Source organism: Alloyangia pacifica, assembly GCF_003111685.1.
Classification (GTDB): domain Bacteria; phylum Pseudomonadota; class Alphaproteobacteria; order Rhodobacterales; family Rhodobacteraceae; genus Salipiger; species Salipiger pacificus_A.
Genome location: NZ_CP022189.1, coordinates 166,417 through 185,258 on the forward strand (window position 1 = coordinate 166,417; position 18,842 = coordinate 185,258).

Sequence of the window (18,842 nt, forward strand, 5' to 3'; positions counted from 1 at the left end):
GTCATGGCCGAGATGACCGCCGCCGCCACCCCCGGCCTTTTCCGACCGACGGTGCTGCTCGCCGTGGCGCTGATGGCGATCATCGTGATGATGATCCTGCCGATGCCCTCGCTGGTGCTCGACCTTGGCCTCGCGGTCTCCTTCGGCCTGGCGATCCTGATCTTTACCGTCACGCTCTTCATCGAGCGGCCGCTGGATTTTTCCTCTTTCCCGACGATCCTGCTCGGCGCGCTCATGCTGCGGCTCTCGCTCAACGTCAGCTCGACCAAGTTGATCATAGGGCAGGGGCACACGGGCACCGGCGCCGCCGGTGACGTGATCGAGGGATTTGCAAATTTCGTCATGGGCGGCAGCGTCTTTCTTGGGCTAGTGGTCTTCGGCGTGCTGATGATCGTGAACTTCGCGGTGATCACCAAGGGCGCCGCGCGCATGGCCGAGGTGGGCGCGCGCTTCGCGCTCGACGGCATGCCGGGCAAGCAGCTGGCGATCGACAGCGACATGTCCGCCGGCGCCATAGACCATGCCGAGGCCAAGCTTCGCCGCGAGCGCGAGCAGCAGGAGACGACCTTCTTCGGCTCGCTCGACGGCGCCTCGAAATTCGTCAAGGGCGACGCTGTGGCGGGGCTGCTCATCACCCTGCTGAACCTCGTGATGGGCATGATCATGGGGATTTTCGGCCATGGAATGGCGCTGGGAAACGCCTTCGAGACCTACGCGATCCTGACGGTCGGTGATGGGCTGGTCTCGCAGATACCGGCAGTGATCATCTCCATTGCCTCGGGGCTCCTGCTCGCCCGCGGTGGCGCCACCGGCGCGACCGATGTCGCCGTGGTCGGGCAACTGGCGCGGCATCCGGCAGCGTTGGGGACGGTGGGCCTGCTCATGGCGCTCTTCGCGCTGGTGCCCGGTTTGCCGTTCGTGCCCTTCATGTTGGGCGCGGCGATCCTTGGCACGCTTACGTTGCGGATGCGGCGGCGCCTGTCCCTTGCGGATACGGCGGCACTGCGCGAGGCGCAGCCCGACATTCCGCGCGAGCGGCCGATCGGGGATCTGCTCGACCTCGATGAGATCCATCTCGAATTCGCTCCCGACCTGGTGGACATGGTGCTCGATCCGGGCACCGGGCTCGACATCCGCATCGCCAACATGCGTCGGCACGTGGCGGCGAGCTACGGGCTGATCTTGCCCGAGATCCGGCTCACCGACGCGCCGGCGCTGGCAACCGGCGTCTACGTGATCCTCGTGCATGGGGTTGAGGTGGCGCGGGGCGAGCTCAATCCCGACCTGGTACTGGCGCTGGTGCCCGACGAGCCCCGCGCCCTGCCCGACGGTCGCGATGTGACCGAGCCGGTCTACGGCGCCCCCGCGCGCTGGATCCGCCCCGAGGATCAGGACCGTGCGGCGCTCACCGGGGTCACCATCGTCACCCCGGCCGAGGTTCTGGCGACCCATCTTCTCGAGGTCATCAAGCGCAATTTCGGCCGGCTCCTGACCCTCAAGGCGCTGCGCCGTCTGCTCGACGAGATGGTCTCGCTCTCCGATCCCGCGCGGGCCGAGGCGAACCGGCGGCTGCTCGACGAGCTGATCCCCGACAAGGTGCAGATCGACACGCTGCACGTGGTGCTGCGGCTGCTGCTCGAGGAGCAGGTGAGCATCCGCAACCTGCCGCTGATCCTCGAGGCGGTGGCCGAGATGCGCGGCCAGCAGAGCGCTCCCGAGGCGATCTGCGAGCACGTTCGCCAGCGGCTCGGTTTCCAGCTGGTCGCGGCGATGCGGCGCGACGACGGTACCATCCCACTGATCCAGCTTGCTGCCGAATGGGAGGATACATTCGCCAGCCACCAGGTCGATGGCGGGCGCGGCGTGCTCGACGTGGCGCTGCCGCCCGACACCTTCGAGGCGCTCACCCGCGGCATCGCCGAGGAGGTCGGCAACGCCGGTAGTCGCGGCATCTACCCGGCGCTGGTGACCTCCTCGCGGCGCCGCAGGTTCCTGCGCACGATCATGGCAGCCAAGGGGCTGTCGACACCGGTTCTCTCCTTCGAGGAAATCGGCCTCGAGGCGCGCCCGGCCCTGGTCGGGCTGGTTGCCGCATGACCGGGCTCGTCCCGCTGGCAGAGATGGGCACGCAGGGGCTCTGGCTCGGCCTGCTGGTCCTGCTGCGCGTCGGCGCTGCGCTCTTCGCGCTGCCAGGCCTGGGCGAGAGCTGGGTGCCGGCGCGGCTGCGGCTCGTGCTGGCCCTGCTGCTGAGCGCCGCGATCCTGCCGGCGGTCACCGCCACGCTGCCCACCGGCTCGCCTACCTTGGCGCTGCTGCTGCGCGCCCTGGCGACCGAGACTGTCGCCGGTCTCTTCCTCGGGGTGATGCTGCGGCTCTTCGTCTTTGCGCTGCAGACCGCCGGCACCATTGCCGCGCAGGCGACATCGCTCTCGCAACTGCTTGGGACTGCCGCGGCGGATCCGATGCCGGCCCTGGGGCATGTGCTCAGCGTTGCCGCGCTGGCGCTGCTCATGGCGACCGGCTTTCACGTCAAGGCCGCCGGCTACCTGATCCTCTCTTACGACATCTTGCCGCCGCTGGCGCTGCCTGACCCGGCGATTCTGGCGCAAGTCAGTCGCGCCGAGGTCAGCCGCGCCTTCGCGCTGGCCTTCTCGCTTGCCGCGCCATTCGTGATCCTCTCGGCTCTCTACAACCTGACGCTCGGCTTCATCAACAAGGCGATGCCTCAGCTCATGGTCGCCTTCGTCGGTGCGCCGGTGATCACCTTCGGAGCGGTTGCGCTGATGGCGCTGGTGGCGCCCACGCTGCTGGCGGTCTGGCTGGCGCAGGTCGACCACTTCCTGTCGGCCCCCTTTCGGTAGCGCGCGATGGCGGCAGAGGAAGGCGCGGACCGCAGCCATGACGCCTCGCCGCGCAAGCTGGCCGAGGCGCGGCGCAAGGGCGACCTTGCGCGCGCGCCGGATCTGCTCACGGCGGCGGGCTACCTCGGGCTGCTGATTGTCGCCATGGCGCTGGGGCCGGAGACGCTGAGAGCGCTCGGCACGGTGCTGCTCGCGCCGATCGACCAGCCCGAGCGGCTGGTGCCGCTGATCTTCGAGGCGCCGGCCACAGGCGCCGCGGGGGGGCTCATGCGCGAGGTGCTGCGGGCGGTCTGGCCCTGGTTCGCGGTTCCGGCGCTGACGGTGCTGCTGGCGCTCTTGGCGACCCGCGCGCTGGTCTTCACCCCGTCGAAGCTGATGCCCAAGCTCGAGCGCCTCTCGCCGCTGGAGAATGCGCGCAACAAGTATGGTCGGCGGGGACTGTTCGAGTTCTTCAAGAGCTTCGGCAAGCTCTGCCTCTATTCCGCGGTGCTCGGTTTCTTCCTGTCCTCGCGTCTCGAGCAGATTGCCGCCAGCGTCGCCCTCCCCGCCGGAGAGGCGGCCGGGCGACTCGCCGAACTCATGCGCGCGCTCCTGGGTCTCGCGGTGCTCGTCGCGGCCGCGCTCGGGGTCATCGACCAGCTCTGGCAGCGCGCCGAGCATCTGCGCCGTCTTCGCATGTCGCAAAAAGAGCTTCGCGACGAGCAGAAGGAGGCGGAGGGCGATCCCATGTTCAAGCAGCACCGCCGTGCCCGGGCGCAGGAGATCGCACTCAGCCGGATGATCGCAGAGGTGCCGCGTGCCGACGTGGTGATCACCAACCCCACCCATGTTGCAGTGGCGCTGCGCTGGGAGCGCACGCCGGGTTCCGCGCCGGCCTGCGTCGCCAAGGGCCAGGGCGAGATCGCCCGGCGGATTCGCGAGATCGCAGCCGAACATGGGGTCCCGCTGCACGCAGATCCGGCGACGGCCCGGGCGCTCTTTGCCACCACCGAGGTCGGCTCGCAGATCGCGCCGGAGTTCTACCGGCCGGTCGCCGCCGCCATTCGCTTTTCCGAGGAGATGCGCGCCCGTGCCCGCCGGGGCTGGAGGCGCGGCGGATGAGCGGCCCGGACTCCGAGTTGCTGCGCGTCTCGGCGCTGCTGCGCGATCGGGCGCTCGCGGCGTATCGACGCGATCTCGAGGCAGAGGCGAGGTTGCGGGCCGAGCGGGACAGGATCGACGCGCTGCGACGGGCTGCCCCTGTCGGCAGCGGCGGCTTGAGCGCCCATCAGGTGCTGGGCATGCAGGCGATCTGGCAAGGCGAATTGCTGCACCGCCGCGCCGCGATCCAGATGGGCCTTGCCGAGGCCCGGGCCCGGCAGGGCTACAGCGGCAGCGCCGCCCGGGCAGCCTTTTCGCGCGATGAGGCGGCGAGGCGCCTGGTCGAAACCGCGCGCCGCGCGCGCGCCGCGCAGTGGCTGGCGGCTGAAGAGCGCAGCCTCGAGGAACTGGCCAGGTTGCGGCTCTGGCGCGCGTCGTCGGAAGGGAGGGCGGGCCGGCCTAATTGTCCTGACGGGCGATATCCGTGATCAGCACGTCCTTGACGCGCGCGCCTAGGATGTTGCGCGCGGTTTCGAAGAGCACGCGGCGCAGCGCCTCCATCCGCGGCGTCTGGGTGAAATTGCCATCGAAGCCGCCGATATTGGCGTGATCGAAAAGCGCTCGCAGGAAACCGTCGCGCAGCTTCGGCTCCTCGTCGAAGATGCTCTCCGTGCTGCCGGCGCTGACCTCAAGCGAGATCGACAAAACCACCAGCGCACCGACCCGCGCGTCTTCGACAACCGGCACCACGAACTGGTTGTTGAGCTTGACGTATTCGGTTTCGCCATCATGGCCCCCGGCGGCACCGTCCCCGCTCTCCTCCTCCCCGTGATCCGCGGCCGCCATGTCAGCGGCGTGGTCCTCCCCCCTGGCGGGGGGGGCTCTGCCTGGCCGGCGTCGGGGGCGGCGTGTCCGTTGGGCCCCGGGGCGAAAAAGAGGCCCGCGCCGATGCCGGCGCCGGTGCCGATCAGGGCGAGAAGGAGGGGCAGGAGCTTTTTCACGCGGGGCTCCTCAGAACGGCAGAATCATGTCGAGCGCCTGCAGTCCGTAGCGCGGTTGCTGCATGTCGCTGATCTGCCCGCGCCCGCCGTAGGAGATGCGGGCCGAGGCAATCTTGTCATAGGTGATCTCGTTTTGCCGCGAGATGTCCTCGGGACGGACGAAGCCGGAAACCAGCAGCTCGCGCATCTCGAAGTTCACCCGCACCTCTTGCAGCCCCGAGATCTCGAGCACGCCGTTCGGCAACACCTTGGTGATGGTTGCGGCGACCCGCAGGGTCAGCTTCTCGTTGCGGCTCACCGATCCGTCGCCGCTGGCGCTGCTGGTGCTGCTGATGTCCACGGCCGAGGCCAGCGAGGTGCCATCGGTCATCGTCGCCTCGTGGCGCTGCGGATAGCCGAAGAACTCGGGGATCCCAAGGCTTTCGGAGGCGGCGCGCGACCGGTCGGTGGAATTGGAGATTTCGGCCCGCTCGTCGATCTCGATCACCACGGTCAGGATGTCGCCGCTGCGCATGGCGCGGCGGTCGCCGAGCAGCGATCCGCGCGCGCCGCTCCAGAGCGAGGCGTGGTCGGTCACCCGCAGCGGCAGCGCCGGGTCGGAGGCGGTGGAATAGGCCATGGCGGCATGCTCGGCGCCGTCTTCCTTGGGGGTGAAGCCGGGCGGACGGCCGAGGTGGTCGAGACGCCCGCAGGTGCCAAGAACGGTCAGGAACAGCAGAAGGATCGCGAGGCGCTGCATGGTTCACTCCGGCGAGACGTCGACGCGGCCGTCGGCGCCGATGGTCCCGAACAGCAGGTTGCGCGAGGAAAGGTTCATAACCCGGATCTTGTCGCCTTCGCGGCCCCGTGACATGGCGCGCCCCTCGGTGGTGATGCGCAGCCCGGCATGGTCGTAGACGAGGTCGACGAGCTGGTTGCGCTCCACCAGCGCAGGTTCGGTGAGCTGCACCTCCAGCACCGGCTGCCCGGGGTAGATGGCGACGCGGCTTTCCCGCCCGATCACCGAATCCAGTGTCTCTGCCGCCCCCTCGGAGCGGCGCGGATCGAGGCGAACGGCCTCGGGCGCGATGACCTCCTGCGCCCGGATGGTGCGTGCCGCCACGACGATCTCGGCCCCGGCGGGGCCAGCGGCGAGCAGCAGGGCCAGCAGCGCCGAGCGCATCTCAGCGCACCTGGACCGTGGCCGCGAGCATCTGGTCGGCGGCGGTGATCACCTTGGAGTTGAGTTCGTAGCCGCGCTGCGCCTCGATCAACTCGGTGATCTCGTAGATCGGATCGACACTGCTTTCCTCGAGATAGCCTTGGCGCAGCATGCCCAGCCCGTCGAGCCCGGCGGTGCCCTGCAACGGCGGACCGGAGGCCTCTGTTTCGGTGAAGAGATTGCCGCCGATCGCCTCGAGCCCGCGCGGGTTGGTGAAGCCGGTGAGGGTGAACTGGCCGAGCAGCTGAGCGGGAACCGTGCCGTCGAAATAGGCGTATACCTCCCCCTGCTGGTTGACCGAGAGGCTCTTGGCGTCGGCGGGGATGGTGATGCCGGGGGCGACGTGAAGACCTTCGGAGGTGACAATGAGCCCGTCGGCGCTGCGTTTCAGGGCGCCGTCCCGGGTGTAGGCCGCCGCGCCCGAGGGGAGCGTGACCTCGAGATATCCCTTGCCCTCGATGGCGACGTCTAGATCCGCACCCGTGGCCGAGGAACTGCCCTGCGCGAGGTTGACCGAGACGGCGGCCGGGCGCACCCCGAGCCCGAGCTGTACCCCGGTGGGCAGCATGGTGCCATCTGAGGCGCTGATCGTCCCGGCGCGGTGCACTTGCTGATAGTGCAGGTCGGCGAACTCGGCGCGGCGGGCGTTGTAGCCGGTGGTGCTCATGTTCGAGAGGTTGTGCGAGATCACCTCGACCCGCATTTGCTGGGCACTCATGCCGGTGGCGGCGATTTTCAGGGCGCGCATGGGCGGTCTCCGGGGCGGGGAAAGGGCTCAGGTGAACAGGGTCTTGATGGCAGCGCGCTGGCGCTCGTCCTCGCGGTCGAGAAAGCCCTGACCCATTTCGTAGGCGCGCTGCACCTCGATCAGCCGGGCGAGTTGCAGCACCGGATCGACGTTGGAGGATTCGAGCGCCCCTTGGATGATCGCCGGGTCCTCGACCGGCCCGGTACCATTCGGCGCGCGAAACAGCGTGGCGCCGTCGCGTTCGAGCTCCTTGGTGTCGGGCGGGCGTAGAAGTCCGATCTGGCCGATGGGAAGGCCCTGGCTGCTGAGCGTGCCGTCGCGCGCGACCGCGAGATCCGCTGCACCGGGCGGCACGAAAACCGGCCCGCCCGCCGCGCTCAGCACCGGGTACCCGTCGTGGGTGACCAGGTCGCCCTGGGCGCTGGTGGTGAAGGCGCCGTTGCGGGTCAGTCGCTCGCCGCCCGGCGTGATCACGGCGAAGAAGCCCTCCCCCTCGATCGCAAGGTCGAGCGTCGCGCCGGTCCGGGTGATCGCCCCCTGGGTAAAGGAGCTGTCGCGCACATGCGCCGCGCTCATCGACAGCGAGCCGTGGTCCGTGGCGCGAATGTACTCGGAAAAGATCACCCCCTGCTGGCGATAGCCGGTGGTATTGGCATTGGCCACGTTGTTTGCGATGAGCTGCAGCTCACGCATGAGGCCGCTCTGACGAGATAAGACGGCATATCCGGCGGTTTCCATCTCAGCCTCCGGTGATCATCGGGATGACGCGGGACTGGAAGAAGGCGACCAGCGTCTCGGTCATGAAGCTCATCGAGATCCAGAAGGTGATGACGATGGCCAGCAGCTTCGGCACGAAGGTGAGGGTCATCTCCTGGATCGAGGTGAGCGCTTGGAAGAGGCCAACGCCGACGCCCGCCAGCAGCGCGGCGGTGAGGATCGGCAATGCGGTGACGCTTGCCACCCAGAGCCCCTGGCGGAGCGTGTCGAAGAAGAGGGTTTCGTTCAGCATGGCTCAGACCGGCATCCGCAGGATTTCCTGATAGGCTTCGACCACCTTGTTGCGCAGGGTGACCACGGTTTCGACCGCCAGCTCGGACTGGGCGAGGGCCTGGACCAGCGCGTGCGGGTCCGCGTCGCCGGTCATCGCGGCGGTGGCGGCGTTCTCTGCCTCGGTGAGGGTTGCGTTGAAATCCTTGGCTGCCGCGGCGAGGCGGGCGCCGACATCGCGGTCCAAGTCCGGTTCTGTCGCAGGGCGGGAGGCCGCGTATTGCTGTGCGGCGAAGAGCGATCGGACATCCATTCTGAATACCTTTCACGGCTGTGGGAGGAGCGCGTATGGCAGGTCACCTGCGCAGCAGGTCCATCAGGCCGGCCTGCATCTGGCGCGTCTGGTCGAACATCTTGAGGTTGGCCTCGTAACTGCGCTGGGCTTCGCGGGCATCCGCGAGTTCGATCAGCAGATCGACGTTGGACCCGAGGTAGTGCCCGGTGGAATTCGCGAGCGGGTGACCGGGGTCGTAGATCTGCACAAGGTCCTTGCGGTCCAGCGACACACGGCCGGCAACAACGCGGCTCAGCTCGGAGTTGCGCGCGGGCTCGGGCTCGAAGGGGACGGTCTTGCGCCGGTAGCCGGGCGTGTCGACATTGGCGATATTCTCCGCGAGTGTCCGAAGGCGCATGGACTGGGCGTGCAGCCCGCTGGAGGTCACCGACAGGGCGTCGGAAAAGCTGCTCATTTCCACATCCCTTCCTCAGGTTCCGAGGCTGCTGCGCAGCAGCGTGAGATTGGAGCGATAGATCGCGAGCGCGCGGTCATGGGCCCGCTGAGCATCGACAGCGGTCAGCATCTCAGCCTCGAGCGAGACAGTGTTGCCATTTGGGTCCTCTGCCTTCCGCCGCTCGGCGAGGTCGAAGGGCGCGGCACCGGAGGCCCGGTTCAGATGGCCCGCCCGGGTCGCGCGCATGGCGGAAGGCCGTCCTCGCAGGATTTCGGTGAACTCGGGCAAGTCTATGCCGCGATAGCCGGGGGTATCGGCATTGGCGATGTTCTGTGCGCTTAACGCCTGCTGCGCGCCGGCATGGCGCGCCATGGTGATAGCGGTGCGAAACACGTTCAGGTTCTGGAACATCGGGGTTTCTCCCTCGATTGGCTTCAACCAAGGCTTAACAGTGATTCCTTTAGAAAAGGTTTGAACCTGAAGAAGGGAGCCCGCGATGGAAGAGAGCGCGATCGCCTCGCTGCGCCGGCGTATCGCGGGCGTGCAACCGGTGCGCGCGGTCGGTCGGGTGCGCTCGGTCGAAGGCACGGTGATCTGGGTGCGCGGCCTCGCGCATCGGGCGCGGATCGGCGACCGGCTGCGTCTCATGCGCGACAGCGGCCCGCTCGAGGGCGAGGTGCTGCGTATTCGAGAAGAGTTGGTGGCGATGCTGCCCGATGAAGGGGTCGAGGGCGTGTCGCAGGGCGATCGCGTGGCGGTGTTGGGGGCGCCGGGGCTGGCGCCGGCGGATGGCTGGATCGGCCGGGTGATCGACCCCTACGGGCAACCCCTGGACGGGGCGCCGATCAGTCGTGGCCCGAAGCTGCGTTCGATCCGCGGCAGCCCGCCACCGGCGGCGCGGCGGCGCGGTCTCGGGGGGCGGTTGGCGACCGGACTGGCGGCCTTCGACACGTTGCTGCCCATCGTGCAAGGCCAGCGAATCGGCTTGTTCGCGGGCTCGGGCGTCGGCAAGTCGCGACTGCTGGCGGCGCTCGCGCAGGGCATGGCGGCTGATGTGGTGGTGCTGGCGCTGGTCGGCGAGCGGGGGCGCGAACTGCATGACTTCGTGCAGGAGGTTTTGGGACCCGAGGGCATGGCCCGCGCAGTCGTCGTGGCGGCCACCTCGGACCGCTCGCCGCTGGAACGGCGGCGCTGCGCCATGGCGGCGATGACCGTGGCCGAGCATTTCCGCGATCAGGGGCTTCAGGTATTGTTCCTGGCGGATTCCATCACTCGGTTCGCCGAGGCGCATCGCGAGGTGGCCATTGCCGCGGGTGAGCTGCCGGCCCTTCGCGGCTTCCCTCCGTCGACCGCGCATCAGATCATGCGGCTGGCCGAACGCGCGGGGCCGGGGGTTGAGGGCAGCGGCGACATCACCGCGGTCTTCTCGGTGCTGGTGGCTGGCTCGGATATGGAGGAGCCGATCGCCGACATTCTGCGCGGGGTGCTCGATGGTCACGCGGTGCTGAGTCGCGAGATCGCCGAGCGCGGGCGTTATCCGGCGATCGACATCCTCCGTTCAGTCTCGCGCAGCCTGCCCGAGGCGGCAAGTCCGGAGGAAAACGAGAGTCTGCGTATGGTGCGCCAGTTGCTGGGCGCCTATGCGAGGTCGGAGGCGATGATCCGGGCCGGGCTCTATCGTGATGGCGAGGATCCGGTGCTTGATCAGGCGATCCGGGTCTGGTCGGACCTGGATGGCTTCTTCGCCGAGTCCTCGCCGCAGGGGCCGGAGGCGGCCTTTTCGCGGCTGGCGGTGATCCTGAGGCGGGCGGCGGCGGGCCAATCCGGTCCGGGCGGAGTGCGCGGCGGACGAGGTCGACAGGCCAGCTAGCGCTGGGGCGTCGGAGTCAGAGAGAGTCCCATCGAGGGAGGCTTTGCAACAGGGTGAGCGCGATCTGCCCCTTTCCCGAGGCGGTGGAGGCAGCGACCTGCTCCTGCAAGAGATAGCTTTGGACGATTCGGGTCAGTGTCTTTTCCTTGGAAAGGACGGAGAGATCATCCGAGCCGAAACGCGCGGCTGCCTTGTCCTTGAAGATTTCCAATTGCTGGTCGATGTCCAGTTGGCCAAGCGCTCTTGGCAAGCCGAGCGCCCCTTCGAAGACCTTGCGGAGGGGTTGGTTGCCCATGACGCGGAACCACTTGGTGTCATTAGAGATCTCGGTCGCACCGATTTCCGGCAGGCTGCGCTGCAGAGATAAGGCGAGCCGCAGCGCGTCGTCCTGTTCGCCCACGGCGACCTCGAACTGCTGGGCGTGGAACTTCGCGATAATCTCTTCGGCAAAGCCCTCGACTTGGGTGCGAGGGCCCTCGGCGCGATCGAACCCGAAGCCACGCGCCAGCGCCTTGTAGCGCTCGTCCGCCAGCTTGTTGGCAAGCGCATCCGAGGCGGAGGTGCCCTCCGCCAGGAGCTTGCGGATAAAGAATTTGCTGTCGATATCGTCCTGCAGACCGAAGGCGCCGAGCGCGACTCGCAAGAGGCGGCGGTCGGCAACCAGGTCCTCCGCGCTGGTGATCTGGTCGATCTTCTCGGCGAAATAGCTCGTGTCGCGGATCAGCTCCGGGCTCTTTTCGAAATTTGCGCGCTGACTGGCCCCGGTGCTTTGCAGGAATTGCCAAGCCAGGAGACCGGTGCCGACGAGGATGGGTTGGAAGCTCATGCGCGCCCCGCTGCCAGAAGTCTGTCCTCGCGCGGGATGAGCGCGCGGAGGGATTTAAGGCAGTGATAGTATTGCTCGTCTATCAACGCCTCGGTGGCGCGGGTGAGCAGGGCGCGGCTGTCCGGATCGGTGAGGATGCGGCTGAGCTCTTCGATATTGCGCAGCAACTGTGTCCGGGTCTCTTCGGGCGGCGCGTCGCCGGTCAGCACGAGCTGCGCCGCGTAGCACAGGCGGCGCACGGGAGTACTCGCCTCGTCGGGGTGGATCGCATCCTTGAGGCGCAGGATGCTCGCGCCCGGGGTCTTGATCGCCAACTTGCTGCGGCGGTCGCCATTTTCGATCACCGCGCCGTTGATCAGCACGCGCTCGTGCGGCCCGAGCTTGAGAACCAGCCCGCTCATCGCAGTGGCGCCAAGGAGGGGTGGGCCGTGATCGTGGCGGCGTCGCACGCCGCCTGTCCGTCAGGAGTTTTGGCAGCGCTGGAAGCCGGCGGGCGGGGATTTAACCCGGCGAGGATGGCGCTGTTCACCTCGATCAGGGGGGAAAGTTTTGCTCTTCTGGACAGAACCTTGGCCGTATGAAACTGGACAAATTCCGACAGGTAGAAAATCTGCGCGCGCAACTCCTGAGGCAGCTTGTTGCCGTGGTCGGCCACGTCCACCGCTAGGGCAGTCCAGAGCTTGCGGTTGTCATGTAAGGCGGCGACGAGTGCCGGATAGTGGCGCGGGCCGGCTTCGGCGGCGCTTTTTATGCGGTGAGTAACCCGCGCGATCAGGTCGTATTCGATGGCGCGATGGGTGCGGGTGCTGCTGTTCGATTGCGCGTAGGCGCGGCGAGCCATGAGATGTGCGTTCATGACGAAGCCCTTCATCCTTGATCCAGTGCCGTCCGTTCTGGCGAGGCTCCGGGGCCGATGGAATCGGCCCCGGACAGGTCACGTCAGCGGAAGAGCGACAGGAGAGATTGCGGTGCCTGGTTGGCAATCGAAAGCGCTTGCACGCCAAGCTGCTGTTGCACCTGCAGAGCCTGCAGTCGCGCCGAGGCCTCTTCCATGTCGGCATCGACCAAGGTCCCGATCCCGGATTTCAGTGCATCGGTCAGGCCCGAGATAAAGGCGGTCTGAGTCTCGATCCTGCCCTGGGTGGAACCGAAGGCAGAGGCAGAGTCGATGGCGGTCTGGATCAGCGCCTCGATCTGGTCGAGTGCTGAATCCGCACCCGCTTGCGTGGTCACATCGATGTTGCTGAGCTGCTCGAGCTTGCCGCCGATGGTGTTGCCTTCGGAGGCATCGACCGAAGACAGCGTCACTGCAACCGTGTCCGTGGCGTCGGTAACGGCCGAGGTGAAGGTCAGCGTGTCACCCGTGACGGTGACATCGACCACGTCGCTGTCGAGGTCATTGGCAGCCATGAAGCTCTTGAACGAGGCCTGCAGACCCTTGGCAACGTCAGTCGCGGTGTCGCCCTCGCGCGCGACATAGACGATGGACAGGGTCGATACCTCTGCGGCCGAGGGACCGGCGGCGGTGGTTGCGCGATAGTCTGCCTGGGTGAACTTCGAGCTGTCCGCGTCGGTGCCGAAGATGTTCAGCGTATAGGCCGTGCCGGCGGTGAATCCGCTGTTGGTGGTTCCGATGTCGATTGTGTCGGTCTGTGTGCCGTTCAGCGTCACGCTGTCGACCGAAGCGGTGAGCGCGGTCGCGGCGACGGTGCCCGCGATCGCGGCGGCGCCGGTGCCGAGGTCCTGCTTGGTCACGCTGATGTCGGAGGCGGCGACGCCGGTGACCGAGCGATCAAGCGAGGCGAGCACGTTGATGCTGCCCGACCCGACGGTCTCATCGGTGTTCGAGAGCAAGTTCAGACCATTGAATTGCGCGGCGCTGACCACCGCTCCGATCTGACCGCGCAGCGCCTCAATGTCGGCCTGGATCTTGGCACGGTCGACGTTCTCTTCCTGGGCGGCGACGATCTTGCCCTTCACATCGGTCAGTAGGTCGGTGACCGTTTCCGCCGCCTGGCGGGCGACGGCGACGGTGGACTGCCCGAGGTTGAGGCTGTCGGAAATTCCCTTGAAGCCTTTCACGTCGGCTTCCATGACCTTGGAGATGGCCCAGACGGCCGCATTGTCCTTGGCCGTGGCCACGCTCTTGCCGGTCGAGATCTCGCCCTGCGTGCTGGCGAGGTTCATGTTGATCGACTTGAGGGTCTGCAGCGCGACCATCGCGCCGTTGTTCGTCAGGATGCTAGACATCTTTTTCGTCCTTGAATGTGGCGCTTTGCGCCATTCCTGTCTCCGGTCCCGACCCCTTGTCCTGCAGGACACTTTTCCCTGGCGCTGATCTGCGCCACGGGGAGAGGGGCGAAACCTCTCGGGACGTCGTTCTGACGAAGCAGCCAGGAGCCCTGCTCCCCTGCGCCATCCAGCTCTGGATGCCAGCTCACCCTAGAGAGGAAGATGTTAAGCCAAGCCTAAGTCAGCCGCGAATTTGCCCCGGCTCGAGGCCTCAGTGTCTAAAGTTTCTTTTGAATGCGGCCCGCCGGCCCCGGGCCGATCCTCGTTTTGCGTCCGTTCGGGTCGTAGGTGTCCATCTGTCTCCCCAGCCGATGCCAGGTGCCAAGCCTGCCCTGCGCCGCGGCGAGCCCCTGCAGCGCCATCTCCAGCAGCCTCTGATTGCGACGCAGGGCTGCGAGAAGCCGAGGCGCCCGGTGCGGCAAGCACGATGGGTCCGCGGCATAGAGGTCAAGGCAGGCTTCCTTCCTGCGCGCAAGCTCGGAAAGCTGCGCGAGCTCGCCGGCGAGCAGCGCGCGCCGCTCGGCTTCGAGCACGGCCAGAAGCCGCGCCTCTGCCGGGTTGCCGGGCGTGGTGCGGCGGGAAGGGGCGGTCACGGCGCCCGCGGCGTCCGGCTGGGCTGGGTCGGCAGGAGGGCCACCCGGTCCGCGAGCCGATTGGCGTATTCGTCGCGCAGGAAGGAGGCGAACTGCGCCTCTCCTGCGCCGCCGCCGAAGAGGCCGCGCGTCTCGAAGGCCCCCGAGAATTGCAGCATCTGCGAGATAAACAGGCGGTTCAGCAGGCGGTTGGGTGCTGCGGTCGCCGGACCAGTCTGGTCTATCATGGAATTGCTCCTGTCGATTCGTCGAAGCGCTCTCCACGATGCTTAAAATAGTCTCGGTAAAGGTATTCTTAGCGGGTCCCCGGATATCGTCTTCGAAGATCGGATGACCAGGGGTCGATAGCATGTTCCCGATGCAGGCGATGCTTCCAAATCTGCAAGAACTGCGGTCCGCTGGTGCGATGCCCGGACAACAAGGTGACTCGCCGCCGCAGGGGAGCGTCCTTTCCGGTGACCCCCGGGCCGACTTTCAGGCGACCTTTCGCGACGTCGCGATGCCCGGGCGGCCGGATGCGCCGGCGGTCGAGGCGGGGGAACTGGAGGTCAGGAAAGGCGCCGCAGAGCGCGAAGATCCCGCGCCCCGCCCTGGGGACGAAGGGGGGGTGGGGCCAGAACTGTCCCCTCTTGACCGGGCGCTGGACGCGCTGCCCGACGCAGACGCTGTGCCCGGGGTGGTCAGTGTCCCGATCGAAAAGGTGAGGCAGGTCTTCGACACCGCCAAGCCGCAGGAGGTGCGCCGGGTCGGGACCGCCCCAATCCGGAGGAGGGAGACGGCAGAGGAGGCGGCGCTCCCCGAGGGCGCACCTCGAACCCGCGAGCGGTCCGCCGGGAGTGGTCAGGGTGCGCATCTGGCTGCGCCTCGGCAGGAGGCATCGGATATTTTGCTCGACGTGCGCCCCGGCGTCGCCCGGTCTTCTGAGAGACACGCGATCAGGACACCTCGCGCCGCGCCGGAGGTTGGCAGAACGGAAGCCGTACCGTGGCTTGGTGTCGCTGCGGGGGTCGCCCCTGGCGCGCGTGACGACGTGACGAGTCCTGAATCCCGTTCTGCGGGCGTCGGTGCAGGCCATAGGCTCCCGCTCGAGGGGCAAGCCAGCTCGGGCGTTTCCCGATCCGAGGTCGGTCCGGTCTTAGACTGCGGAGAGGGCGTCCTGGCGTCCCAACGCTCCAACGTGCCTACGGGGCGCCCCATCGGGGCTCCGAGCGGCGCGAAAGGACGCTCGAAAGGACCGGGCGACGTCGTGTTGGCTGAGGTTGAAGGCGGGGCCGAGACAGAGCCAATGCTCGCGCCGCGGGTCAGAACCCGGACGCCCGAGCGTGCAGCGGTTGGCACCGCTGGCATGGTGTCCGGAGACCGGGAGACAGGGACGTTGCCGGACTCCCGGGCTCCGGCGGGCCTATCTCCGCACGCGGGTCCCGCGACGTCGGACCAATCCGGCCGGTCCTCGCGCCAGCCACGGCACCAGGCCGGGCCGGTCGCTCATGGGCACGAGCCGCCCCGCCCTCCAATTGATCCGAGGGCCATCCCAACACGCAGCGCCGGGTCGAAACTGGAAATCAACGCTGCAGATGCGGCTCCGGCGCCGGATGGCTTTCAAAGAAAGACATTTCCGCATGATGGGCGCCCCACAAGCCCACATGTCGCGTTACTCGCAGGGTTCCTGCCAAGGCCAGACACAGGACGAGAGGTAAGATCGGCGATCCCGAATGAGGAGACCTTAGCAAGGTCGCAGCGCCCCGAAAGTGCGCTGGGGGCCTCCGGCGCGCCGGGTCAGGTGGGCCTGGACAAGGCCCCCGTGTCCGGCTCCCGGCCTGCGACGGCCGCGGCGGGGTCTCCGACTTTCACGCTGGCATCGGCAGGGGGGATCGGGGTTTCGGACGGGAAACAGACGCAGCTCGCATGGGAAGGCGATCCACGCGAGCCAGCTGTCGCCTCGCATTCGGGGGACTCGACGCAGGCCGTCATGGCGAAAGACGCGATATCGCCGCGGGAGCAGCTGTCGGCGGCCCGTGGGCAGCCGTTGCCGTCGCCGGTCCGGCAGCTCGCCGAAGCGATTGTCACCGGCAGCGGCGGTAAACTCGAAGTGCAGCTCGAGCCCGAGGAACTTGGCCGCGTGCGGTTCCACATGCAGATATCCGAGCACGGGGTCGCGCTGCAGGTGAGCGCGGATCGGCCGGATACCCTCGACCTGTTGCGCCGGAACGCGGACCAGCTGGCGCGCTTGCTCACGGAGGCGGGATACCAGGGCAGCACTCTCAGTTTCTCCGGGCAGCGGCGCGGCGGCGCTTCGCAGGGGCGGTCGGGCAGGCCGGACCACCACGTCCCTGACGGGGCGGCGGCGCAAGGAGCGCCTCAGGCAAAGGCCCCTGTTCGCGTTGCGGCGGCGGGGCTCGACCTCAGGCTCTAGGCAAAGGAGACAGACGTGGATATTTCAACGGCCGCTCAGACATCGGCGGGCGCGAAGAGCGCCGTGGCGATCGGGAGCAGCAGGTCAACGCTGACCAGCGACTTCGATACTTTCCTGAAAATGCTGACCACCCAGGCGCAGAACCAAGATCCTTTCAATCCGGTCGACGCCACCGAATACGCGTCGCAGCTCGCCAGCTTCTCGGCGGTGGAGCAGCAGGTGCTGACCAACGATTTGCTGACCGGCTTGACCGGACTCGCCAGCGACGGCGGATTCGAGCGGCTGGCCTCCTGGATCGGACTCGAGTCGCTGGTCGCGGGGACCACATATTTCGACGGCTCCGCGGTCGCCTTCGATGTCGATCTCCCAGAAGACGCGCAGAGCGCGATCCTCGTGCTGCGCGATTCGAGTGGCGCGGAGCGAAACCGGCTGTCGCTCACGCCGGGGAGCGACAGCTATCTCTGGGACGGGACGGACCTTGGCGGGGCGCCCCTGCCGGAGGGGCTTTATCATGCCGAGGTCGAGCTTTACCACGAAGGTGTGCTTGCCGAGACGCGTCCGGCGCAATCCTACATGCGCATCGACGAGGTGCGGCGCGCAGAAGGCGGCTTTTTGCTTACGTTGCAGGGCGGCTGGCAGATCGAGGCGACCAAGGTCGCGGCGCTGCGCCGCCCGACCGAGTGACGGGCGGCGCAGGACGACAGATCAGAAGATCGACAGGAGGACCAAGGTGATCCCGGCGCCGGAGAGCAGCCCGCCGATGCCCCAGCCGAGCCGCCGGGCCCATTTCGACTCGAGCTCGTCGGCGAGCCCCTGCGTCTGCCGGATCAGCGCCTCTTCGACGAGACCGGGCAGGCGCGGGCCAAAGCGGGCCATGACCCGCGCGGTCTTGGCAAAGTCGCGCAGCGCGGCGCGGGGGCCGATGGAGGTCTTGATGTATTGCTCAACCACAGGTCGCGCGACGCTCCAGATGTTCATATGAGGGTTGAGCGAGCGGGCCACTCCCTCGACCACCACCATCGTGCGCTGCAGCAGGATCAGCTCGGTCCGGGTCTCCATGCCAAAGCGTTCGGTCACTTCGAAGAGGTAGTTGAGCAAGCGGCCCATGGAAATGCGGGTCGAATCCATGCCGAAAATCGGCTCGCCTACGGCGCGCAGCGCGCGGGCGAATTCATCGACATCCTGGTCGGCGGGAACGTAGCCAGCTTCGAAATGTACCTCGGCGACGCGGCGGTAATCGCGGCGGATGAAGCCGTAGAGAATCTCGGCGTAGACTCGGCGGGTGTACTCGTCGATATGGCCCATGATGCCGAAGTCATAGGCGATGATATCACCGTTCGGCGCCACCTTCAGGTTGCCCTGGTGCATGTCGGCGTGGAAGAATCCGTCGCGCAGCGCGTGGTTGAGGAAGAGCTGAAGAACACGTTCGCTGAGCGCCACCCTGTCGTGACCGGCGGCGTCGATGGCTGCATTGTCGCCGAGCGGCACGCCCTCGGCCCAGCTCATCGTCATCACCCGGCGGCCCGAGAGGCCCCAGACCACCTCGGGAAGCTGGAACCCCTCATCGTCCACGGTGTTGGCGGCGTACTCGCTGGCCGAAGCGCTTTCCAGTCGCAGGTCCAGCTCGCCCTTCACCACGCCCTCGAAATGGGCGATCACGTCGCGCGGGCGCAGCCGGCGCGAGGCCGGCGAAAGAAAGTTGATCGCATCGGCGGCGAGCCAGAAGGCATCGATATCCTTGCGGAAAGCCCGCTCGATCCCGGGCCGCAGCACCTTCACGGCGACGGTCTCGCCGGTCTCGGCGAGCCGCGCCTTGTGCACCTGCGCGATCGACGCGGCGGCGACGGGTGGGCTGAACTCGGAGAAGACCTCATCGACCTTCACACCGAGTTCGGTCTCGACCTGCGCCTTGGCAGCCTCGACCGGGAAGGGGGGCAGCTTGTCCTGCAGCACGCGCAGTTGGTTAGCGAGCTCTTCGCCGACCACGTCCGGACGGGTCGAGAGCACCTGTCCGAACTTGATGTAAGCCGGGCCGAGCGCCGAGAGCGCGCGGGTCACCGGCGGCATCGCCGGGTCGCCCTCGTACCCCAACCACTTGAAGGGCCAGGCGAGGATGCGGGCGGCAGCGCGCAGAGCCGGCGGGGCCTCTACTGCGTCGAGCACCACGCCCATCGCGCCCGTGCGCTCGAAGGTGGCGCCGGTGCGCACCAGCCGCCAGATGTTGTGAGGACCCTTCATG

Annotated in this window: 23 protein-coding genes; 7 read left to right on the forward strand and 16 right to left on the reverse strand. The window is 67.5% G+C overall.

Annotation, left to right across the window (positions count from 1 at the left end; translation table 11 throughout):
- Window positions 1-12: 12 nt before the first annotated feature.
- From flhA to CEW88_RS00740, 4 genes are read left to right on the forward strand one after another with little or no spacing between them, the layout of a single operon-like run.
- Window positions 13-2,097: a flagellar biosynthesis protein FlhA gene (flhA, locus tag CEW88_RS00725; protein ID WP_108967455.1), complete on the forward strand. Its 2,085-nt coding sequence runs from the start codon at window positions 13-15 to the stop codon at window positions 2,095-2,097.
- A complete protein-coding gene (locus CEW88_RS00730; RefSeq protein WP_108964245.1) occupies window positions 2,094-2,861 on the forward strand; it encodes a flagellar biosynthetic protein FliR in 768 nt (255 codons plus the stop codon). Before flhA ends, CEW88_RS00730 begins: the two co-directional genes overlap by 4 nt.
- A 6-nt stretch (window positions 2,862-2,867) precedes the next feature.
- Entirely contained in the window at window positions 2,868-3,962 is a 1,095-nt protein-coding gene (locus CEW88_RS00735) for an EscU/YscU/HrcU family type III secretion system export apparatus switch protein (RefSeq protein WP_108964246.1), read from the forward strand.
- Complete coding sequence (locus CEW88_RS00740; RefSeq protein ID WP_193989043.1) at window positions 3,959-4,429, forward strand: hypothetical protein; 471 nt, start codon at window positions 3,959-3,961, stop codon at window positions 4,427-4,429. Before CEW88_RS00735 ends, CEW88_RS00740 begins: the two co-directional genes overlap by 4 nt.
- Here CEW88_RS00740 and CEW88_RS00745 read toward each other — a convergent pair.
- The 9 genes from CEW88_RS00745 to CEW88_RS00785 form a co-directional block, all read right to left on the reverse strand.
- Window positions 4,401-4,787, reverse strand: a complete 387-nt coding sequence (locus CEW88_RS00745) for a flagellar basal body-associated FliL family protein (protein WP_254694419.1) — start codon at window positions 4,785-4,787, stop codon at window positions 4,401-4,403. The two genes, CEW88_RS00740 and CEW88_RS00745, sit on opposite strands and share 29 nt — an antisense overlap.
- 165 nt (window positions 4,788-4,952) lie before the next feature.
- Entirely contained in the window at window positions 4,953-5,681 is a 729-nt protein-coding gene (gene flgH / locus CEW88_RS00750; RefSeq protein WP_108964247.1) for a flagellar basal body L-ring protein FlgH, read from the reverse strand.
- A 3-nt stretch (window positions 5,682-5,684) separates the two neighbouring features.
- Window positions 5,685-6,104, reverse strand: a complete 420-nt coding sequence (gene flgA, locus CEW88_RS00755) for a flagellar basal body P-ring formation chaperone FlgA (RefSeq protein WP_108964248.1) — start codon at window positions 6,102-6,104, stop codon at window positions 5,685-5,687.
- A gap of 1 nt (window position 6,105) precedes the next feature.
- A complete protein-coding gene (flgG, locus tag CEW88_RS00760; RefSeq protein ID WP_108964249.1) occupies window positions 6,106-6,891 on the reverse strand; it encodes a flagellar basal-body rod protein FlgG in 786 nt (261 codons plus the stop codon).
- 27 nt (window positions 6,892-6,918) lie between these two features.
- Window positions 6,919-7,629, reverse strand: a complete 711-nt coding sequence (locus CEW88_RS00765; protein WP_108964250.1) for a flagellar hook-basal body complex protein — start codon at window positions 7,627-7,629, stop codon at window positions 6,919-6,921.
- A gap of 1 nt (window position 7,630) precedes the next feature.
- On the reverse strand, window positions 7,631-7,900 hold the full coding sequence (locus CEW88_RS00770; RefSeq protein WP_108964251.1) for a flagellar biosynthetic protein FliQ: 270 nt from the start codon (window positions 7,898-7,900) through the stop codon (window positions 7,631-7,633).
- 3 nt (window positions 7,901-7,903) lie between these two features.
- Window positions 7,904-8,191 carry a flagellar hook-basal body complex protein FliE gene (gene fliE, locus CEW88_RS00775; protein WP_108964252.1) on the reverse strand — a complete coding sequence of 96 codons (288 nt, stop codon included), beginning with the start codon at window positions 8,189-8,191 and terminating at the stop codon, window positions 7,904-7,906.
- Between the two features lie 43 nt (window positions 8,192-8,234).
- Window positions 8,235-8,627: a flagellar basal body rod protein FlgC gene (flgC, locus tag CEW88_RS00780; RefSeq protein ID WP_108964253.1), complete on the reverse strand. Its 393-nt coding sequence runs from the start codon at window positions 8,625-8,627 to the stop codon at window positions 8,235-8,237.
- Window positions 8,628-8,642: 15 nt separating this feature from the next.
- Window positions 8,643-9,020 (reverse strand): FlgB family protein, encoded by a 378-nt coding sequence (locus CEW88_RS00785; RefSeq protein WP_193989044.1) that lies wholly within the window; start codon window positions 9,018-9,020, stop codon window positions 8,643-8,645.
- Between the two features lie 85 nt (window positions 9,021-9,105).
- Between CEW88_RS00785 and CEW88_RS00790 the strand changes: the two genes are divergently transcribed.
- Window positions 9,106-10,479, forward strand: coding sequence for a FliI/YscN family ATPase (locus CEW88_RS00790; protein WP_108964255.1), 1,374 nt, complete (start codon window positions 9,106-9,108; stop codon window positions 10,477-10,479).
- A 16-nt stretch (window positions 10,480-10,495) separates the two neighbouring features.
- On the opposite strand, the gene CEW88_RS00795 is transcribed toward CEW88_RS00790, so the two are convergent.
- The 6 genes from CEW88_RS00795 to CEW88_RS00820 form a co-directional block, all read right to left on the reverse strand.
- Window positions 10,496-11,305: a DUF1217 domain-containing protein gene (locus CEW88_RS00795; RefSeq protein WP_108964256.1), complete on the reverse strand. Its 810-nt coding sequence runs from the start codon at window positions 11,303-11,305 to the stop codon at window positions 10,496-10,498.
- Complete coding sequence (gene flbT / locus CEW88_RS00800; protein WP_108964257.1) at window positions 11,302-11,706, reverse strand: flagellar biosynthesis repressor FlbT; 405 nt, start codon at window positions 11,704-11,706, stop codon at window positions 11,302-11,304. Before flbT ends, CEW88_RS00795 begins: the two co-directional genes overlap by 4 nt.
- Window positions 11,703-12,176: a flagellar biosynthesis regulator FlaF gene (gene flaF, locus CEW88_RS00805; protein WP_368074596.1), complete on the reverse strand. Its 474-nt coding sequence runs from the start codon at window positions 12,174-12,176 to the stop codon at window positions 11,703-11,705. Before flaF ends, flbT begins: the two co-directional genes overlap by 4 nt.
- A 68-nt stretch (window positions 12,177-12,244) precedes the next feature.
- Window positions 12,245-13,555, reverse strand: a complete 1,311-nt coding sequence (locus CEW88_RS00810; protein ID WP_108964258.1) for a flagellin — start codon at window positions 13,553-13,555, stop codon at window positions 12,245-12,247.
- Between the two features lie 260 nt (window positions 13,556-13,815).
- Complete coding sequence (locus CEW88_RS00815) at window positions 13,816-14,190, reverse strand: hypothetical protein (RefSeq protein WP_108964259.1); 375 nt, start codon at window positions 14,188-14,190, stop codon at window positions 13,816-13,818.
- Entirely contained in the window at window positions 14,187-14,417 is a 231-nt protein-coding gene (locus tag CEW88_RS00820; protein WP_108964260.1) for a hypothetical protein, read from the reverse strand. Before CEW88_RS00820 ends, CEW88_RS00815 begins: the two co-directional genes overlap by 4 nt.
- 1,742 nt (window positions 14,418-16,159) lie before the next feature.
- Between CEW88_RS00820 and CEW88_RS24395 the strand changes: the two genes are divergently transcribed.
- Together CEW88_RS24395 and CEW88_RS00830 are read left to right on the forward strand one after the other, a co-directional pair.
- Window positions 16,160-16,603: a flagellar hook-length control protein FliK gene (locus CEW88_RS24395; RefSeq protein ID WP_159099524.1), complete on the forward strand. Its 444-nt coding sequence runs from the start codon at window positions 16,160-16,162 to the stop codon at window positions 16,601-16,603.
- Window positions 16,604-16,618: 15 nt separating this feature from the next.
- The gene (locus CEW88_RS00830) at window positions 16,619-17,287 is read left to right on the forward strand and encodes a flagellar hook capping FlgD N-terminal domain-containing protein (RefSeq protein ID WP_108964262.1); all 669 of its coding nucleotides are present in this window, start codon (window positions 16,619-16,621) and stop codon (window positions 17,285-17,287) included.
- 21 nt (window positions 17,288-17,308) lie between these two features.
- Here the strand turns inward: CEW88_RS00830 and ubiB are convergent, their stop codons facing one another.
- On the reverse strand, window positions 17,309-18,841 hold the full coding sequence (gene ubiB / locus CEW88_RS00835) for a 2-polyprenylphenol 6-hydroxylase (RefSeq protein WP_108964263.1): 1,533 nt from the start codon (window positions 18,839-18,841) through the stop codon (window positions 17,309-17,311).
- Between the last annotated feature and the right edge of the window lies 1 nt (window position 18,842).

What these genes read in the sequence shown, in the direction of transcription:
- flhA (WP_108967455.1), top strand. Translation starts at nt 13, where the DNA reads ATGACCGCCGCCGCCACCCCCGGCCTTTTCCGACCGACGGTGCTGCTC.
- CEW88_RS00730 (WP_108964245.1), top strand. Translation starts at nt 2,094, where the DNA reads ATGACCGGGCTCGTCCCGCTGGCAGAGATGGGCACGCAGGGGCTCTGG.
- CEW88_RS00735 (WP_108964246.1), top strand. Translation starts at nt 2,868, where the DNA reads ATGGCGGCAGAGGAAGGCGCGGACCGCAGCCATGACGCCTCGCCGCGC.
- CEW88_RS00740 (WP_193989043.1), top strand. Translation starts at nt 3,959, where the DNA reads ATGAGCGGCCCGGACTCCGAGTTGCTGCGCGTCTCGGCGCTGCTGCGC.
- CEW88_RS00745 (WP_254694419.1), bottom strand. Translation starts at nt 4,787, where the DNA reads ATGGCGGCCGCGGATCACGGGGAGGAGGAGAGCGGGGACGGTGCCGCC.
- flgH (WP_108964247.1), bottom strand. Translation starts at nt 5,681, where the DNA reads ATGCAGCGCCTCGCGATCCTTCTGCTGTTCCTGACCGTTCTTGGCACC.
- flgA (WP_108964248.1), bottom strand. Translation starts at nt 6,104, where the DNA reads ATGCGCTCGGCGCTGCTGGCCCTGCTGCTCGCCGCTGGCCCCGCCGGG.
- flgG (WP_108964249.1), bottom strand. Translation starts at nt 6,891, where the DNA reads ATGCGCGCCCTGAAAATCGCCGCCACCGGCATGAGTGCCCAGCAAATG.
- CEW88_RS00765 (WP_108964250.1), bottom strand. Translation starts at nt 7,629, where the DNA reads ATGGAAACCGCCGGATATGCCGTCTTATCTCGTCAGAGCGGCCTCATG.
- CEW88_RS00770 (WP_108964251.1), bottom strand. Translation starts at nt 7,900, where the DNA reads ATGCTGAACGAAACCCTCTTCTTCGACACGCTCCGCCAGGGGCTCTGG.
- fliE (WP_108964252.1), bottom strand. Translation starts at nt 8,191, where the DNA reads ATGGATGTCCGATCGCTCTTCGCCGCACAGCAATACGCGGCCTCCCGC.
- flgC (WP_108964253.1), bottom strand. Translation starts at nt 8,627, where the DNA reads ATGAGCAGCTTTTCCGACGCCCTGTCGGTGACCTCCAGCGGGCTGCAC.
- CEW88_RS00785 (WP_193989044.1), bottom strand. Translation starts at nt 9,020, where the DNA reads ATGTTCCAGAACCTGAACGTGTTTCGCACCGCTATCACCATGGCGCGC.
- CEW88_RS00790 (WP_108964255.1), top strand. Translation starts at nt 9,106, where the DNA reads ATGGAAGAGAGCGCGATCGCCTCGCTGCGCCGGCGTATCGCGGGCGTG.
- CEW88_RS00795 (WP_108964256.1), bottom strand. Translation starts at nt 11,305, where the DNA reads ATGAGCTTCCAACCCATCCTCGTCGGCACCGGTCTCCTGGCTTGGCAA.
- flbT (WP_108964257.1), bottom strand. Translation starts at nt 11,706, where the DNA reads ATGAGCGGGCTGGTTCTCAAGCTCGGGCCGCACGAGCGCGTGCTGATC.
- flaF (WP_368074596.1), bottom strand. Translation starts at nt 12,176, where the DNA reads ATGAAGGGCTTCGTCATGAACGCACATCTCATGGCTCGCCGCGCCTAC.
- CEW88_RS00810 (WP_108964258.1), bottom strand. Translation starts at nt 13,555, where the DNA reads ATGTCTAGCATCCTGACGAACAACGGCGCGATGGTCGCGCTGCAGACC.
- CEW88_RS00820 (WP_108964260.1), bottom strand. Translation starts at nt 14,417, where the DNA reads ATGATAGACCAGACTGGTCCGGCGACCGCAGCACCCAACCGCCTGCTG.
- CEW88_RS24395 (WP_159099524.1), top strand. Translation starts at nt 16,160, where the DNA reads ATGGCGAAAGACGCGATATCGCCGCGGGAGCAGCTGTCGGCGGCCCGT.
- ubiB (WP_108964263.1), bottom strand. Translation starts at nt 18,841, where the DNA reads ATGAAGGGTCCTCACAACATCTGGCGGCTGGTGCGCACCGGCGCCACC.